A 14838-nucleotide genomic window follows, 5' to 3' on the forward strand; every position below is an offset into this window, starting at 1 on the left:
CTTTTGGAAGCCAAAAACATGACTCCTCCGGTGGATGACCTGATCGCACAGGCACAAGAGCTTTTCGCCCAAGCCAACGACACCAACGCGCTCGAAAACGCCAAGGCGCGATTTCTGGGCAAGCAGGGTGAATTGACCGCGCTGTTGAAAGGGTTGGCCAAGCTCGACCCAGAACAAAAGCGTGAGCAGGGTGGGCGCATCAATCAGGCCAAGCAGCAGATCGAAAATCTGCTCAATGAGCGGCGCGCACAGCTCGCTCAAGCTGAGCTGGAGAAGCGCCTGGCCGCCGAAACCATCGATGTGACCTTGCCCGGGCGGGGTCGGGGCATAGGCGGAATCCATCCGGTCATCCAGACCTGGCAGCGCGTGCAGGCCATTTTTGCTTCAATAGGATTTGATTGCGCCGACGGTCCGGAAATCGAAGATGACTGGACCAATTTCACGGCACTTAATAATCCCGAAAATCATCCGGCGCGGTCCATGCAGGACACCTTTTACGTCGACATGCAAGACGAAAAGGGTCTGCCACTGCTATTGCGGACACACACCAGTCCCATGCAGGTCCGTTACGCGCGCATGCACAAGCCCCCGATCAAAGTGATCGCCCCGGGACGCACGTATCGGGTCGACAGCGATGCCACCCATTCGCCCATGTTCCATCAGGTCGAAGGTCTATGGATTGCCGAGGACATTTCATTTGCCGACCTCAAGGGTGTATACACCGATTTTCTGCGTGCGTTCTTTGAAACCGACGATCTGTCCGTCCGTTTCCGTCCTTCTTTCTTTCCTTTCACCGAGCCGTCTGCCGAGGTTGACATGATGTTCACCTCGGGGCCGAACCAGGGACGCTGGCTCGAAATCTCCGGCTCGGGCCAGGTTCATCCGCAGGTGGTGCGCAATTTCGGGCTCGATCCCGAACGCTACATAGGCTTTGCTTTTGGCTCGGGCCTTGAGCGTCTGACAATGTTGCGCTACGGCGTCAACGACCTTCGCCAGTTTTTTGAAGGCGACCTGCGCTTCCTGCGTCAATTCAATCGCTAGGCGCCCATCGCGCCGGCTGACTGTAACGGACTGACTACACATCATGCAATTTCCGGAATCCTGGCTACGCACGTTCGTAAATCCCGATATTTCCACTGACGAGCTGTCTCATCGGCTCACGATGGCGGGGCTTGAGGTTGAAGAAACCCAGCCTGTGGCGCCACCTTTCAGCGAGATCGTGGTTGCACATATCGTCGAGATCGAAAAGCACCCCGATGCCGATAAATTGCGGGTTTGTAAGGTAGACGACGGCTCTGGAGAGCTTTTGCAGATTGTTTGCGGAGCCCCCAATGCGGCGGCAGGCATGAAAGCGCCATTGGCGCGTATCGGTGCCCAGCTGCCGGACGGCATGAAGATTCGCAAGGCAAAGATGCGCGGGGTTGAATCCTTCGGGATGCTGTGCTCGGCACGCGAGTTGGGGCTGTCCCAGGATCACGCCGGCCTGCTGGAGCTCGATTCCGAGGCCCCGGTGGGCCGTTCGTTGCGAGAGGTTCTTGATCTGGACGATACCTTGTTCACCATCAAGATGACTCCCAACCGGGCTGACTGCCTGTCGATACTCGGAGTGGCTCGCGAAGTGTCCGCACTTACCGGTGCACCGCTTTCTGTACCCCAAATTACACCTGCGCCTGTCTCGATCAATGACCGCCTGCCGGTAAACGTGGTGTCTCCGGACCTTTGCGGCCGCTTTGCCGGACGCATCATCCGCGGCGTGAACGCGCGTGCAAAAACGCCGGACTGGATGGTTTCCCGACTCGAGCGGGCAGGGCAGCGCTCTGTTTCCGCGCTGGTTGACGTTTCCAACTACCTGATGATCGAGCTGGGTCGCCCAACGCACGTTTTTGACCTGAAACGCATTCACGGTGGCCTTACCGTACGCTGGGCCAAGGAGGGCGAAAAGCTCACGCTGCTCAATGGCCAGACGGTCGAGCTGGCGCCGGATGTCGGAATCATTGCCGCCGGCGACGTCGTCGAAAGCATGGCGGGCATCATGGGTGGCGAAGCCACTGCAGTGACTCTGGATACCACCGACATTTACGTTGAAGCGGCGTTCTGGTGGCCCGACGCCATCATGGGCAAAGCCCGCCGATACAAGTTCGGCTCGGAAGCAAGCCATCGCTTCGAGCGGGGTGTTGACTTCCAGAATGTCGTTCGCGACCTCGAACGCATCACGCAGCTTATCCTTGAAATCTGTGGCGGCCAGGCCGGACCGGTTGACGACCAGGAAATTAACCTGCCGCAGCGTAAACCTGTGGCGATGCGTCTCGAACGCTGTCATCGGGTCTTGGGCGTCCCGGTTGAGCAGGCCGAGGTCGAGCGCATTTTCAACAGCCTGGGCCTTGACTGGAGCCTCACTGACGGTGTCTTCAGCGTCGTGCCCCCTTCATACCGCTTTGATATCGAGATCGAAGAAGATCTGATCGAAGAGGTTGCCCGCATTTACGGTTTCGAGCGCCTGCCCGATCAGCCCCCTCGTGCACGTGCCAACATGCGCATCGATCCCGAGTCAGTGCGTGGTCCTCACGCCTTGCGTCATGCCATGGCAGCAATGGACTATCAAGAAGTGATCAACTTCTCGTTCGTGCAGGACGAGTGGGAGCGCCAGTATGCCGGAAACAACGATCCCATCCGACTGTTGAACCCCATCGCGAGCCAACTCGCGGTCATGCGTTCGAGCCTGATTGCCGGCCTGGTCGATAATATTCGCCACAACGCAAATCGAAAGCAGTCACGAGTTCGGGTATTTGAACTAGGACGGGTCTTTTATCGTGATCCATCGGTACAAGCCGGAGAATTAAGTGTTGCCGGAGTCGCGCAGCCTCAGCGCCTGGCTGGTGCCGCGTGGGGCCCGGCCGTGGATGAGCAATGGGGTGTTCCCGTGCGTCAGGTGGATTTCTTTGATGTCAAGAAGGACGTTGAAACCCTCCTGGGGAAACGTGCCGCCCAATTGCGCTGTGTCGCTGCAGAGTATCCGGCGCTGCATCCGGGCCGTAGTGCCCGACTGGAGCTGGACGGTCAGGCCATTGGCTGGATCGGCGAATTGCATCCCCGCCTGAGCAGGGAAGCCGATCTGGCTCACCCGCCTGTGGTCTTCGAACTGGATGTCGCCGCTATCGACTCCGTGGCCTTACCTGCGCCGCGCGAACTTTCGCGTCAGCCGGTCGTGGTCCGCGATCTGTCTGTCTGGGTGAATGAGAACGTCTTGTATCAGGATTTACTCGACACCCTTACCCAAACTATTGAATCTGATGCTACTCTTGGCATTGTTCAGCACATTGGGCTTTTCGACGTATGGCGCGATCCCTCGGGAAGCGGCGAGAAAAGCATGGCCCTGCATTTCCGGCTTCAGGACGAACAGGTTACTTTGGACGACGCCCGTGTCGAAGAATGCATGAGCCGGTTGTTGCAGGCCCTCGTCGACACCCACGGTGCGCGCCAGCGTGCTTAAGGAGTAAACCACATGACTTCAGACTCGCGTACTTTGACCAAAGCTGAATTGGCCGAGCTGCTTTTCGAGCGGGTGGGGCTGAATAAACGGGAAGCCAAAGACATCGTCGATACCTTTTTTGAAGAAATCCGCGAATGTCTCGCACGTGGCACGGCCGTCAAGCTGTCCGGCTTCGGAAACTTTCAGGTTCGGGACAAGCCCCCGCGTCCGGGGCGCAATCCAAAAACCGGCGAGGTGATCCCCATCGAGGCGCGGCGCGTGGTTACCTTTCATGCCAGCCAGAAGTTGAAGAGCGCGGTCGAACAAGCCGGAGCAGTTTCGGCAGAGCAGGCCGATTAAACTCAGGTCTTCGGGCATTACGGCTCGGGAAACGTGTGGCCCCGCTGTGGGGCACCTTTATCAAATACTATAACGTTCGTCCATGAGTTCCACTGAAACCCCCGTTACGCTGCCGCCGATACCGGCCAAACGCTATTTCACTATTGGTGAAGTCAGCGAATTGTGTTGCGTCAAACCGCATGTACTACGCTATTGGGAACAGGAGTTCACGCAACTCAAGCCAGTCAAGCGCCGCGGTAACCGTCGCTATTATCAGCATCACGAAGTCCTGCTGATACGTCGCATACGCGATCTGTTGTACGAGCAGGGCTTTACCATCAGTGGCGCGCGCAATCGCCTGGGTGACGCCCAGGCACCATTTGATCAAGAAGCCGCAATACGTTTAAGCGGTCACGAACTTCAAATGCTTCGTGCAGAGCTGGAAGCAGCACGCGACGATCTGGCCAAAGCCCTGGGCACAGGCGCCGGCAGTCAATGATGCGACAGCAGGCCCTGGCGGCCTTGCTGTGTACCTGTGCCGCAGACAAAGTAGCAGCGGTCGCCAAGATCAATCCAACGCAGCTTGATACCTCAAGTTCGCTTGCCGAGCCCGCCGGCATACCAGGCCGGCCTGACCGCCCCGAACTGGTCGGGCCGTTTCAGGTCAGGCAGCGCTCCGTCAATTCCGCAGTGGGGCGCGCCGCCCTTATTCACTCGCTGGTGCATATCGAGTTCAACGCCATCAATCTGGCGCTGGATATTATCTGGCGTTTCGAAGGCATGCCACAGGCCTTTTATCTGGACTGGGTGCAAGTGGCCCGCGAAGAGGCTTACCACTTTTCGCTGCTGGCCGATCACCTCAAAAGCATGGGCTTTGCCTATGGGGATTTTCCGGCACATGACGGCCTTTGGGATATGGCTCGTCGCACTTCCTCGGATCTGCTGGCCCGCTTGGCGCTGGTGCCTCGAACGCTCGAAGCCCGCGGCCTGGATGCATCGCCTGCAATACGCGACAAACTGCGTGCGGCAGGCGATGTGCGCGGCGCAGAGATACTGGAGATCATCTTGCGAGATGAGATTGGTCACGTCGCCATTGGCAACAAATGGTATGGCCAATTGTGCACCGAACGGGGCCTGGATCCCATAGCACAGTATCGAGCGCTGGCACGACAGTACCGCGCGCCGCGCCAACGCGGACCTTTCAATCTGGAGGCTCGGCGCGAGGCGGGTTTCAGCCCGGCCGAGCTTGAGGCCTTGCAAGAAGAAGCCGTCAACCCAGACTGACTGTCCTGCCAATGAACAGTATGGGACCCGAGGGCTCACGGGGGTTGGAGGTTCCCGGTTCCTGTGTCATTTCGAAGATCTGGCCAGGTAGAACTTCACCGGTAACTTCCACTGGAAGCGTCAACGGCCGCTCAGGGTCCACGACACCCAATAACCTGGGTTGCGGCAGGTGTTCAAGATATGTCCACAGGTAAACCCTGTCAGAGTCAGGAACAACAATATCCACCTTGGGTTCCAGCATGACGTTTTGCCGGCTGTCTACGGTCAGGATCCACCCCGGTGTTGAGCTTGTTCCAGGCGCTTGCATCACCGCCACTTGCACGATGGTCGGAGCGGGTGAGGGGGCTGGCTCCAACGATGCGCTCAGGGCCGGCTCGTGTCGGAAAATATCCCTTGGCAAGATCAGGGCTATCACCAGCAAGGCAAGAGCCCCCGCCAGAAACCGCCAGAACCATAGGGTGCCGAACATCAACCGACTCGCGGGGCGACGTGATGCGGCCTCGCGCCGGAAAGCTTCCGTGGGATCCGGCGGAGCGCTGCGGCGTTTGCCTGGCATTTGCGCAGACGCCCTTGTGTTGTCCTGGACACTTGCGTCGGGTGCTGCAACCGGGGGGGACGACTCGGACGTCGCTACTGCGGATGCCAGGTCAGGGCGAATAAGGCGTGGCTCGCGAGGCGGTTCTGATGACAGCTCACGCGGCAAGCCCAAGGTGTCATGAATGCGATTCAGCAGTTCGACAGGCGGGTGCAGCGGTGTAAGCACGTCGGTGATGGCCAGTAGCCGGGCTTCCCATTGCAGCGCGCAGACTACGGCGGCATCGTCTTCACCCAGCAAGGAGTGAGCCTGTGCGATTTCGTCGGACTCGAGCAGGCCAAGGGTGTACTCTGCAATGAAGTCGTCATCTTTGTGCTGGAGCGAAGTCATGCCGGAGTGTGCTCCCGCAAGAGTCGCAGACATGCGCGGACCCGGTTTCGTATTTCGCTTCTACTGCAGCCAACTCGCCTGGCAATTTCGGCATAGTCCATGCCACCGAAAAAGGCCATCAGGATGGGTTTGCGCGTCTGATCGGGCTGCCGGGCAAGTGTAGCTGCCAATCCGGATCCCTCGGCTGCATGTCTTGGCAATGGGTCTGGCGTGGATGTGGTTGCCGTTCGGGTCGGCTGACGTCGTAACAGGTTCAGCGTGCGATAGCGCATAATGCTGTACATCCAGGCGCGGCCGCTTCCAGTGCGCGGATCGTAGCTGGCTGCATTTTTCCAGATCAAGACGAATGCATCATGAACCGCGCTCTGGGCGGCCGTCTGATCTGCCAGCATGATATTGGCCAGAGCCAGCATCTGTGGCGCTTCTTGCGCGTAAAGCCGGCGCAACGCCTGCGCGTCACCCTGGGCGCAGGAGGCCAGCGCGGCCTGATAATCAAAGGTCGGGTCGGCCATGTAGTCTTCCGATGTTTCGAATGCGGTTTATTGTATAAGGTGTTGCCGGCGCCGCCGCGTTGTATCCGTAACTTTTCTTCTTTATTCATGCGCAGACTTCACTACCGGGGCGCAGCTCCCGCCAATCGCAACGACATCAAGACAATCCGTTCTTTGCTTCCTTTCGTCTGGCAATTCAAATGGCGGGTGATATTTGCCATGGCTTGTCTTGTGGCGGCGAAGGTGGCCAGTGTCATCACGCCATTGTTCCTCAAGGATGTGGTTGATGGCCTGAGCCTCCCCCAAACCTTGATGGTACTGCCCGTGGCTGCACTCCTGGGCTATGGATTTGCGCGTCTGGCCACCAGCGTCTTTGGCGAGCTTCGTGACGCGCTGTTTGCCCGCGTCACCCAGGGTTCCATCCGACGTATCGCCACTCGCCTGTTCCGGCATCTGTTCGGCTTGTCGATGAGCTTTCACCTTCAGCGACAGACGGGTGGTCTCAGCCGGGACATCGAGCGGGGCACGAAGGGCATCGGCTTCTTGCTTAATTTCATGGTGTTCAACGTATTGCCGACTTTGCTTGAAATCACCATGGTGGCGGTCATCTTGCTCTGGCGCTATGACTTCCTGTTTGCCGTGGTCACTTTGGGAACCATTGCCGCCTATATCGTGTTCACACTCGTAGTCACAGAAAAACGGATGGTGTATCGCCGCAGCATGAATGACCTGGACAGCCAGGCCAACAGCAAGGCAATAGACGCTCTGCTCAACTATGAAACCGTCAAGTATTTCGGCAACGAAGGTTATGAGCTGGATCGATATGACCGCAATCTTGGACGGTGGGTCGATTCGGCAGTCAAGAATCAGGTGTCCCTGAATCTGCTCAATATGGGGCAGGGCATCATCATTACCGTTGGAGTGACCGCCTTGCTTTGGCTTTCGGCCAGTGGGGTGGTCAAAGAAACCATGACTGTCGGAGATGTTGTTCTGGTCTCGGCATACCTGACCCAGCTGTATGCGCCGTTAAACTTCCTGGGCTTTGTTTATCGTGAAATCAAGCACGCCTTGGCCGACATGGAGCGACTGTTCGGCCTGCTCGAAAAAGAGCAGGAAATTGTGGACAAGCCCTCTGCGCAGGTTTTGGATACACGCCATGCTTCGGTCAAATTCGAACATGTGGATTTTGGCTATGAACTGAACCGTCAGATATTGTTTGATGTCAGTTTTGAAATTCCTGCCGGCCATACTTTGGCCGTCGTGGGAGCGTCCGGTGCCGGCAAGTCGACCTTGTCCAGATTATTGTTCCGTTTTTACGACGTATCAGAAGGTGCCATCAAGATCAATGATATCGATGTGCGGGATCTGGAACAGGCCAGTCTGCGCCGGCACATCGGAATCGTGCCCCAGGACACCGTACTTTTCAACGACACGATTTTGTACAACATTGCCTATGGACGACCTGGAGCCAGTCGCGAGGAAATCGTGGAGGCGGCCCGTGCGGCGCGCATCCACGATTTTATTGAAAGCCTGCCCGACGGGTACGACACACGGGTTGGTGAAAGGGGGCTGAAACTTTCGGGCGGCGAAAAACAGCGTGTGGCGATTGCGCGAACCTTGCTGAAGAACCCGCCGATTCTGGTGTTTGACGAGGCCACCAGCGCACTGGACACCCGCACCGAGCGCGCAATCCAGGACGAGCTTCGCCAGATCTCTCGCGACCGTACGACATTGATCATCGCTCATCGGCTCTCCACGGTCGTGGACGCCGACAAGATTCTCGTGCTTGATCACGGAAGAGTCGTTGAACAGGGGTCGCATCGCGAATTGCTGCTGCAGGGTGGCCGTTATGCCCAGATGTGGCTCCTGCAACAATCCCAGGACTAACCGTACTGTAAGTAGGGCCTTGCTTGACGAATACAGTACCGAACAGGTACTGTATTAGCTACAGAATTGACTGGAGCCCATGCGATGTTGCGCATAAGCAAGATCATGGATTACGGCACTCTGGTGCTGACCTATATGGCGGGTTGTCCCGACCGTCTCTGTAGCGCGCCCGAGCTAGCAAGGGCCTTGGGTCTTAATCCGCCCACCGTAAGCAAGGTATTGAAGCTGCTCGGAAGACAAGGCCTTGTGCGCAGCGTGCGTGGGGTGCAAGGCGGCTATACCCTGGGTCGGCCAGCCACCGAAATTTCAATTGCGCAGGTGTTGGATGCCCTTGAGGAGCAACCCTTTGGCCTGACCGAATGCACGGCACTGCCCGGGAGCTGCGACTTCGAAACTGATTGCACCTTGCGCAGCAATTGGCAGCGTATCAACGCGATCATACGGCGAACCCTCGAAGACGTGTCTGTAGCCGATATGGCCCGCCCGCAAGCCGATACGCTGGCAGCCGTCGGCATCGAGGCCGTACTGCGGCGCCAGCCGCCTGCCTGATGCTTGGCCGCACACTTACCTGCGCTTTATAAAGGAACCCTTGTATGGAAAATGCTTCCGCGAACATCAGCTCGTTTCTTGATCGCGAATACGAAGCGGGCTTTGTGACGGAAATTGAATCCGTCTCTTTGCCCAAAGGACTGTCCGAAGACACGGTCAGGCAATTGTCGGCGCGAAAACGTGAACCTGAGTTCTTGCTGCAGTGGCGCCTCGACGCCTATCGCCGATGGCTGGAAATGACCCCTCCTGAATGGGCGGCGGTCAAGTTCCCACCCATCGATTTTCAGGACATCGTCTACTACTCGGCGCCTAAAAGTAAAGCCGATGGACCAAAAAGTCTGGATGAAGTCGATCCCGAGTTGTTGCGCACTTACGAAAAGCTGGGCGTTCCCTTGCATGAGCGGGCTCGCCTGGCGGGCGTAGCCGTTGATGCCGTGTTTGATTCGGTCTCGGTCGCAACCACTTTTCGCAAGCAACTGGCTGAAGTCGGCGTGATCTTCTGTTCCTTCTCGGAGGCCGTTCAAGAGCATCCCGAGCTTGTTCGCAAATATCTGGGCACCGTTGTGCCCCCTGGCGACAACTTCTATGCAGCACTGAACTCGGCCGTCTTTTCGGATGGTTCGTTCGTATTCATCCCCAAAGGCGTTCGATGTCCGATGGAGCTGTCGACATACTTCCGCATCAACGCCAGAGATACCGGCCAATTTGAAAGGACCCTGATCATTGCTGAAGAGGGGGCCAGTGTCAGCTATCTCGAAGGCTGTACGGCGCCAATGCGCGATGAAAACCAGCTTCATGCAGCCGTTGTGGAATTAATTGCGCTGGACGATGCCAAGATCAAGTATTCCACCGTTCAAAATTGGTATCCCGGCGACAAGGACGGCGTCGGAGGTATTTATAACTTCGTCACAAAGCGCGGCGATTGCCGTGGCGCGCGTTCACGAATTTCGTGGACCCAGGTCGAAACCGGATCGGCCATTACCTGGAAGTACCCCAGCGTAATTCTGCGTGGCGACGAGTCCGTCGGCGAGTTTTATTCCGTCGCGCTCAGCAATCACCGTCAGCAGGCTGACACTGGCACCAAGATGATTCATATGGGTCGCAATACATCCAGCACCATCATCTCGAAGGGCATTTCAGCCGGTCATGGAAGCAACACCTATCGCGGGCTGGTACGCATAACTCCCAAGGCCGAGAACGCCCGAAACTACACGCAATGCGACTCACTTCTTATTGGTAAAGAGTGCGCGGCCCATACATTTCCAACCATCGAAGCCCAGAACCCCAGTGCCCATGTCGAGCACGAGGCCACGACATCGCGGGTAAGTGAAGAACAACTTTTCTATGCCATGCAGCGTGGGCTGTCGGCCGAGGATGCTGTCTCCATGATTGTGAATGGGTTCTGTAAAGAAGTATTCAAGGAGCTGCCCATGGAGTTTGCGGTAGAGGCACAGAATTTATTGGGCGTCAGCCTTGAAGGCAGCGTCGGCTAAGGAGAATCAATCATCATGCTGGAAATCAGGGATCTGCACGTAAACATAGGTCAAAAGCCAATACTGCGCGGCCTCAACCTCTCGGTCAAGGCAGGCGAGGTGCATGCCATCATGGGACCCAACGGCTCAGGAAAAAGCACGCTTGCGCAAGTACTGGCAGGGCGTGAAAGCTACCAGATACAAAGTGGCTCCATCGTGTGGGACGGTCGCGATCTTACCGGGATGTCCATCGAAGAAAGGGCGCGCGAAGGGCTGTTCATGGCGTTTCAGTACCCCATCGAGATACCGGGCGTGTCGAATGCATATTTTCTGCGGGCGGCTGTCAACGCGGTTCGCCGCCATCGCGGCGAGCCCGAAATGGACGCCATGGATTTTCTCAACCACGTCAAGGCCGAGATGAAGGCAGTCGGCATGCGAGAAGAGTTTCTCTATCGCTCTGTCAACGAGGGCTTTTCGGGTGGCGAGAAGAAGCGTAATGAGGTGCTGCAAATGTCGTTGCTCCAGCCGCGTCTGGCGGTTCTGGATGAAACCGACTCAGGGCTGGATATCGACGCCTTGCGCGTTGTTGCCGAAGGCGTAAATCGTCTGCGTTCTCCTGATCGCGCATTGATTGTCATTACCCATTACCAGCGGTTGCTCGAGTACATCGTTCCCGATCATGTCCATGTTCTGTCCGGCGGTCGCATCCAGCATTCCGGAGGGCGTGAACTTGCTCTGGAACTCGAAGAGCGCGGGTACGGCTGGGTCAAGCAGGAGGCGGCCGAGCGCAAGGGAGCCGACGCATGAGTGAATTACTGCAGTTCTGGCATCAGCGTGCGCAAAGCGCGAACCTGCCAGGATCGACGCACCCCTGGCTGATCCACACGCGCCAACGCGCACTGGACCGGTTCATGGCTGAAGGGTGGCCGACCACCCGGCACCCCGACTGGCGACACACCTCGCTGGCTTTCTTGCAGCAACAGGTTTTCGATGGGCAACCGGTGTCCTCCACGCAGTTTGAAATCGATGCTCTCCGGCAAGGGCAGGGCGGTCACTGGATGGTATTCATTGACGGCCGTTTCCACGCCGGCCTTTCGCGCATCGGACCGCTCAACGACAACATACGTATTGTTCCGCTGGCTCAGGCGCTCACGTCAGGCGAGGCCGCCCTTGAATCTGCCTTTGGAAACGCCGACGAAGGAGGCGGTCCCGCTGCGCTTAACCTGGCGCTGGCGGCTGATGGTGCGTATATAGATATTCCTGCGCGAACGATTCTGGACGAGCCCCTGCATCTGGTGTTTATATCGGCCGGTAATGCAACTGCCAGCTTCCCGCGCAATATCGTGTTGTTGGGAGAAGGCGCCGAGGCAGTCCTGGTTGAACACTATATCGGACATGCCGAAGACGCGACGTTTACCAATGCGGTCTTGCGTGGACGCCTCGGTTCGAACTCCCGGCTGACCCACCTCAAGGTTCAGCAGGAACAGCCCGAAGCCTTTCACCTGGCCATGATCGATATAGAGCAGGATTCCGGATCAACCTACGAATCGCATTCGATATCCATGGGTGCCCGCCTGGCCCGTCACGATATCGGTACCCGCTTCGGTGGCACCAAGTGCCACGCTCTGCTCAACGGCTTCTTCTATGCCAATGGTCGCCGACATGTCGACCATCACACGCGTATCGATCACGCTCAGCCGGACAGCACCAGTCATGAATTCTATCGGGGCATTCTTGACGATTCCGCGCAAGGGGTATTTACAGGTCGGATTCAGGTGCGTGAAGGTGCCGACGGAACCGATGCGATACAGCGTTCGGATAACCTCTTGCTGTCACGTACGGCGCGGGTCACCACGCAGCCCGAACTCGAGATCTACGCCGATGACGTCAAGTGCGCTCATGGAGCAACCGTAGGCCAGATTGACGAAGAAAGCCTGTTCTATCTGCGGTCGCGAGGGCTATCAGAGGCGCATGCACACGGCGTCATGACATACGCTTTCGCTGCGCAGGCCCTCAAGCGAATTACGCTTGAACCCATGCGGCGCCGAGTCGCGACGACAGTACGGAACCTGTTGCCCGGCGGAGCATTGCTGGGAGACATTTCATGAGTGCCGGCACTGCTACCACCCTGGTCGCATCGGTTTCCGACCACGCCCGCGATTTTCCGATACTTTCGCGGCCCGTGCGCGGCAAACGTCTGGTTTACCTGGATAACGGAGCCACCACCCAGAAGCCTCGCCAGGTAATCGAGGCCGAGAGCCGCTTTTACGCCGAGTCGAATGCCAATATTCACCGTGGCGTTCACTGGCTTTCGCAGCATGCTACCGATTTGTACGAAGCTGGCCGGAAGTCGGTAAGGCAATTTCTCAATGCAAGCAAAGATGAAGAAATAATCTTCACCCGCGGAACCACCGAATCGATCAACCTTGTCGCCCAAAGCTGGGGCAGGGCGAATCTGAAAAAGGGCGACGAAGTTTTGCTCACCGCGATGGAACATCATTCCAATATCGTGCCCTGGCAACTGCTATGCAACCAGACCGGTGCAGTGTTGAAAGTTGTACCCATGAATGAGCGCGGTGAGTTGCTGATGGACGACTACCAGAAGCTTCTCAATGCGCGTACCCGGATCGTTTGCGTTGCGCATGTTTCGAACGCGTTGGGAACGGTCAATCCCGTCGAGGATATCGTTCGGCTCGCGCATGGGGCCGGTGCGCTGGTCCTGGTGGATGGTGCACAGGCCGTGGCGCACCAGACTGTCGACGTGCAGGCGTTGAACTGCGACTTTTATGCGTTCTCTGCACATAAGCTATACGGCCCCACAGGGATCGGGGTGCTGTATGGGCGTCACGAGCTCCTTCAAGCGATGCCACCGTGGCAAGGCGGTGGCGACATGATTCTTACCGTTGCTTTCAATCGCTCCACCTACGCCGACGTTCCACAGCGCTTCGAGGCAGGAACTCCGAATATTGCCGGTGTCGTGGGCATGGCAGCCGCCATTGATTACGTGCAGTCCGTCGGTCTGGACCGTATCGCCGCCCACGAGCAAGAGCTGCTCGGCCTGGCGACCGACAAAATTTCAGCCTTGCCAGGTGTCAGAATCATTGGAACCGCTGAACGCAAAGCGGGCATTCTGTCGTTCGTCATTGACGGCATTCATCCGCACGACCTGGGAACCATCCTGGATATGGAAGGCGTAGCCATACGGGCTGGACATCACTGTGCGATGCCGATCATGACCCAGTTTGGCATATCGGGTACCGCCCGGGCGTCACTGGCCTTGTACAACACCCCCGAGGACGTCGATGCTCTGGTCAAGGCAGTGGAAAAGGCCCAGTCCATGTTTGGTTTGACGGAGACTCCATGAGCGATATGCAACCTGATTTACGCGAGCTTTATCAAGAAGTGATCTTCGATCACAACCGGCACCCCCGCAATTACCACGGCATGGAGCGCCCGAGTCATGCCGCGCAGGGGCATAACCCATTGTGCGGCGACGAACTTACCGTGTATTTGCGTGTCGAGGATGGGGTAGTGGCCGAAGCAAGTTTCGTGGGCCAGGGATGTGCAATCTCCACGGCTTCGGCATCTCTGATGACCGAAGCCGTACGCGGCAAACCCGTCGACGAAGTCGAGAGTCTGTTCCAGGACTTCCACACGATGCTTACCGAAAGCCGGCCGGTCAATCGCGATTTTGGCAAGCTGCAGGTGCTGGCCGGCGTCAAGGAATTTCCAGTGCGGGTGAAGTGTGCAACGCTTGCCTGGCACACCTTGCACAACGCATTGCAAGGCGTGTCCGAACCGGCGAAGACTGAATAAGGTATTGCCATGTATCACAACAGAAGACCCAACGAAGTCGTTGTCAGCCGCGATCTGCCTGCGGTTTCAGTGCCTTTTGGCGAGCCCGTCACCATACAGGAGGGCTGCATCGCCCAAATCACGCAACAATTGGGAGGCAGTTACACGGTTTATGTCGAGGGCAATCTTTACCGCGTTGAAGGCAAGGACGCTGATGCGCTTGGCCTGGAACCCACCGAAACGCCGGCTGTGCAGATGGCACCGGGTGAAGCCAACCCCGAATCCATCGAGGCTTCGGCGCTGGAACTGCTGGCGACATGCTACGACCCGGAAATACCCGTTGACATCGTCAATCTGGGCTTGGTCTATCGCTGTGAAGTTTTTCCCGGATCGCAAGAAGGCAAGTACCGGATCGAGGTTGACATGACCCTCACGGCGCCGGGATGCGGCATGGGGACCTTCATTGCCGACGAGGCCCGGACAAAATTGCTGTCGATTCCCGGCGTCGAGACCGTTGACGTGAACCTGGTATGGGATCCTCCCTGGAGCCGGGAAATGATCAGCGAACATGCCAAACTCGAGCTAGGTCTGATGTAAGAACGCTCGCGCGCGGGCCGGCCACGACTA

General features: G+C 57.6%; 15 protein-coding genes. 13 read left to right on the plus strand and 2 right to left on the minus strand.

Annotated features, from left to right (window positions below):
* Window positions 1–18: 18 nt before the first annotated feature.
* The 5 genes from pheS to Q1J88_RS01630 all read left to right on the plus strand — a co-directional run bounded on the left by pheS (window position 19) and on the right by Q1J88_RS01630 (window position 5092).
* Window positions 19–1041 carry a phenylalanine--tRNA ligase subunit alpha gene (pheS, locus tag Q1J88_RS01610; RefSeq protein ID WP_301115650.1) on the plus strand — a complete coding sequence of 341 codons (1023 nt, stop codon included), beginning with the start codon at window positions 19–21 and terminating at the stop codon, window positions 1039–1041.
* A gap of 43 nt (window positions 1042–1084) precedes the next feature.
* The gene (gene pheT / locus Q1J88_RS01615) at window positions 1085–3490 is read left to right on the plus strand and encodes a phenylalanine--tRNA ligase subunit beta (protein WP_301115651.1); all 2406 of its coding nucleotides are present in this window, start codon (window positions 1085–1087) and stop codon (window positions 3488–3490) included.
* Window positions 3491–3502: 12 nt separating this feature from the next.
* Window positions 3503–3829, plus strand: a complete 327-nt coding sequence (locus Q1J88_RS01620; protein WP_301115652.1) for an integration host factor subunit alpha — start codon at window positions 3503–3505, stop codon at window positions 3827–3829.
* Between the two features lie 82 nt (window positions 3830–3911).
* Window positions 3912–4307, plus strand: a complete 396-nt coding sequence (locus Q1J88_RS01625; RefSeq protein WP_301115653.1) for a MerR family transcriptional regulator — start codon at window positions 3912–3914, stop codon at window positions 4305–4307.
* Window positions 4307–5092: a ferritin-like domain-containing protein gene (locus tag Q1J88_RS01630; protein ID WP_301115697.1), complete on the plus strand. Its 786-nt coding sequence runs from the start codon at window positions 4307–4309 to the stop codon at window positions 5090–5092. Before Q1J88_RS01625 ends, Q1J88_RS01630 begins: the two co-directional genes overlap by 1 nt.
* On the opposite strand, the gene Q1J88_RS01635 is transcribed toward Q1J88_RS01630, so the two are convergent.
* Both Q1J88_RS01635 and Q1J88_RS01640 read right to left on the minus strand, forming a co-directional pair.
* The gene (locus tag Q1J88_RS01635; RefSeq protein ID WP_301115654.1) at window positions 5079–6050 is read right to left on the minus strand and encodes an anti-sigma factor; all 972 of its coding nucleotides are present in this window, start codon (window positions 6048–6050) and stop codon (window positions 5079–5081) included. The genes Q1J88_RS01630 and Q1J88_RS01635 overlap by 14 nt on opposite strands.
* Window positions 6014–6529: a sigma-70 family RNA polymerase sigma factor gene (locus Q1J88_RS01640; protein ID WP_301115655.1), complete on the minus strand. Its 516-nt coding sequence runs from the start codon at window positions 6527–6529 to the stop codon at window positions 6014–6016. The genes Q1J88_RS01635 and Q1J88_RS01640 overlap by 37 nt, the downstream gene beginning before the upstream one ends.
* Window positions 6530–6616: 87 nt before the next feature.
* Between Q1J88_RS01640 and Q1J88_RS01645 the strand changes: the two genes are divergently transcribed.
* The 8 genes from Q1J88_RS01645 to sufT all read left to right on the plus strand — a co-directional run bounded on the left by Q1J88_RS01645 (window position 6617) and on the right by sufT (window position 14808).
* The gene (locus Q1J88_RS01645; protein WP_301115656.1) at window positions 6617–8395 is read left to right on the plus strand and encodes an ABC transporter ATP-binding protein/permease; all 1779 of its coding nucleotides are present in this window, start codon (window positions 6617–6619) and stop codon (window positions 8393–8395) included.
* An 84-nt stretch (window positions 8396–8479) separates the two neighbouring features.
* The gene (locus Q1J88_RS01650) at window positions 8480–8944 is read left to right on the plus strand and encodes an SUF system Fe-S cluster assembly regulator (RefSeq protein ID WP_301115657.1); all 465 of its coding nucleotides are present in this window, start codon (window positions 8480–8482) and stop codon (window positions 8942–8944) included.
* Window positions 8945–8988: 44 nt separating this feature from the next.
* The gene (sufB, locus tag Q1J88_RS01655) at window positions 8989–10437 is read left to right on the plus strand and encodes a Fe-S cluster assembly protein SufB (protein WP_301115658.1); all 1449 of its coding nucleotides are present in this window, start codon (window positions 8989–8991) and stop codon (window positions 10435–10437) included.
* A 15-nt stretch (window positions 10438–10452) separates the two neighbouring features.
* Window positions 10453–11223, plus strand: coding sequence for a Fe-S cluster assembly ATPase SufC (gene sufC / locus Q1J88_RS01660; protein ID WP_301115659.1), 771 nt, complete (start codon window positions 10453–10455; stop codon window positions 11221–11223).
* The gene (gene sufD / locus Q1J88_RS01665; RefSeq protein ID WP_301115660.1) at window positions 11220–12524 is read left to right on the plus strand and encodes a Fe-S cluster assembly protein SufD; all 1305 of its coding nucleotides are present in this window, start codon (window positions 11220–11222) and stop codon (window positions 12522–12524) included. The genes sufC and sufD overlap by 4 nt, the downstream gene beginning before the upstream one ends.
* The gene (locus Q1J88_RS01670; RefSeq protein ID WP_301115661.1) at window positions 12521–13780 is read left to right on the plus strand and encodes a cysteine desulfurase; all 1260 of its coding nucleotides are present in this window, start codon (window positions 12521–12523) and stop codon (window positions 13778–13780) included. The genes sufD and Q1J88_RS01670 overlap by 4 nt, the downstream gene beginning before the upstream one ends.
* The gene (sufU, locus tag Q1J88_RS01675) at window positions 13777–14232 is read left to right on the plus strand and encodes a Fe-S cluster assembly sulfur transfer protein SufU (protein WP_301115662.1); all 456 of its coding nucleotides are present in this window, start codon (window positions 13777–13779) and stop codon (window positions 14230–14232) included. Before Q1J88_RS01670 ends, sufU begins: the two co-directional genes overlap by 4 nt.
* 9 nt (window positions 14233–14241) lie before the next feature.
* A complete protein-coding gene (gene sufT / locus Q1J88_RS01680; protein WP_301115663.1) occupies window positions 14242–14808 on the plus strand; it encodes a putative Fe-S cluster assembly protein SufT in 567 nt (188 codons plus the stop codon).
* The last annotated feature ends 30 nt before the right edge of the window (window positions 14809–14838 follow it).

The organism is Pusillimonas sp. (genome assembly GCF_029263785.1).
Classification (GTDB): domain Bacteria; phylum Pseudomonadota; class Gammaproteobacteria; order Burkholderiales; family Burkholderiaceae_B; genus Pusillimonas.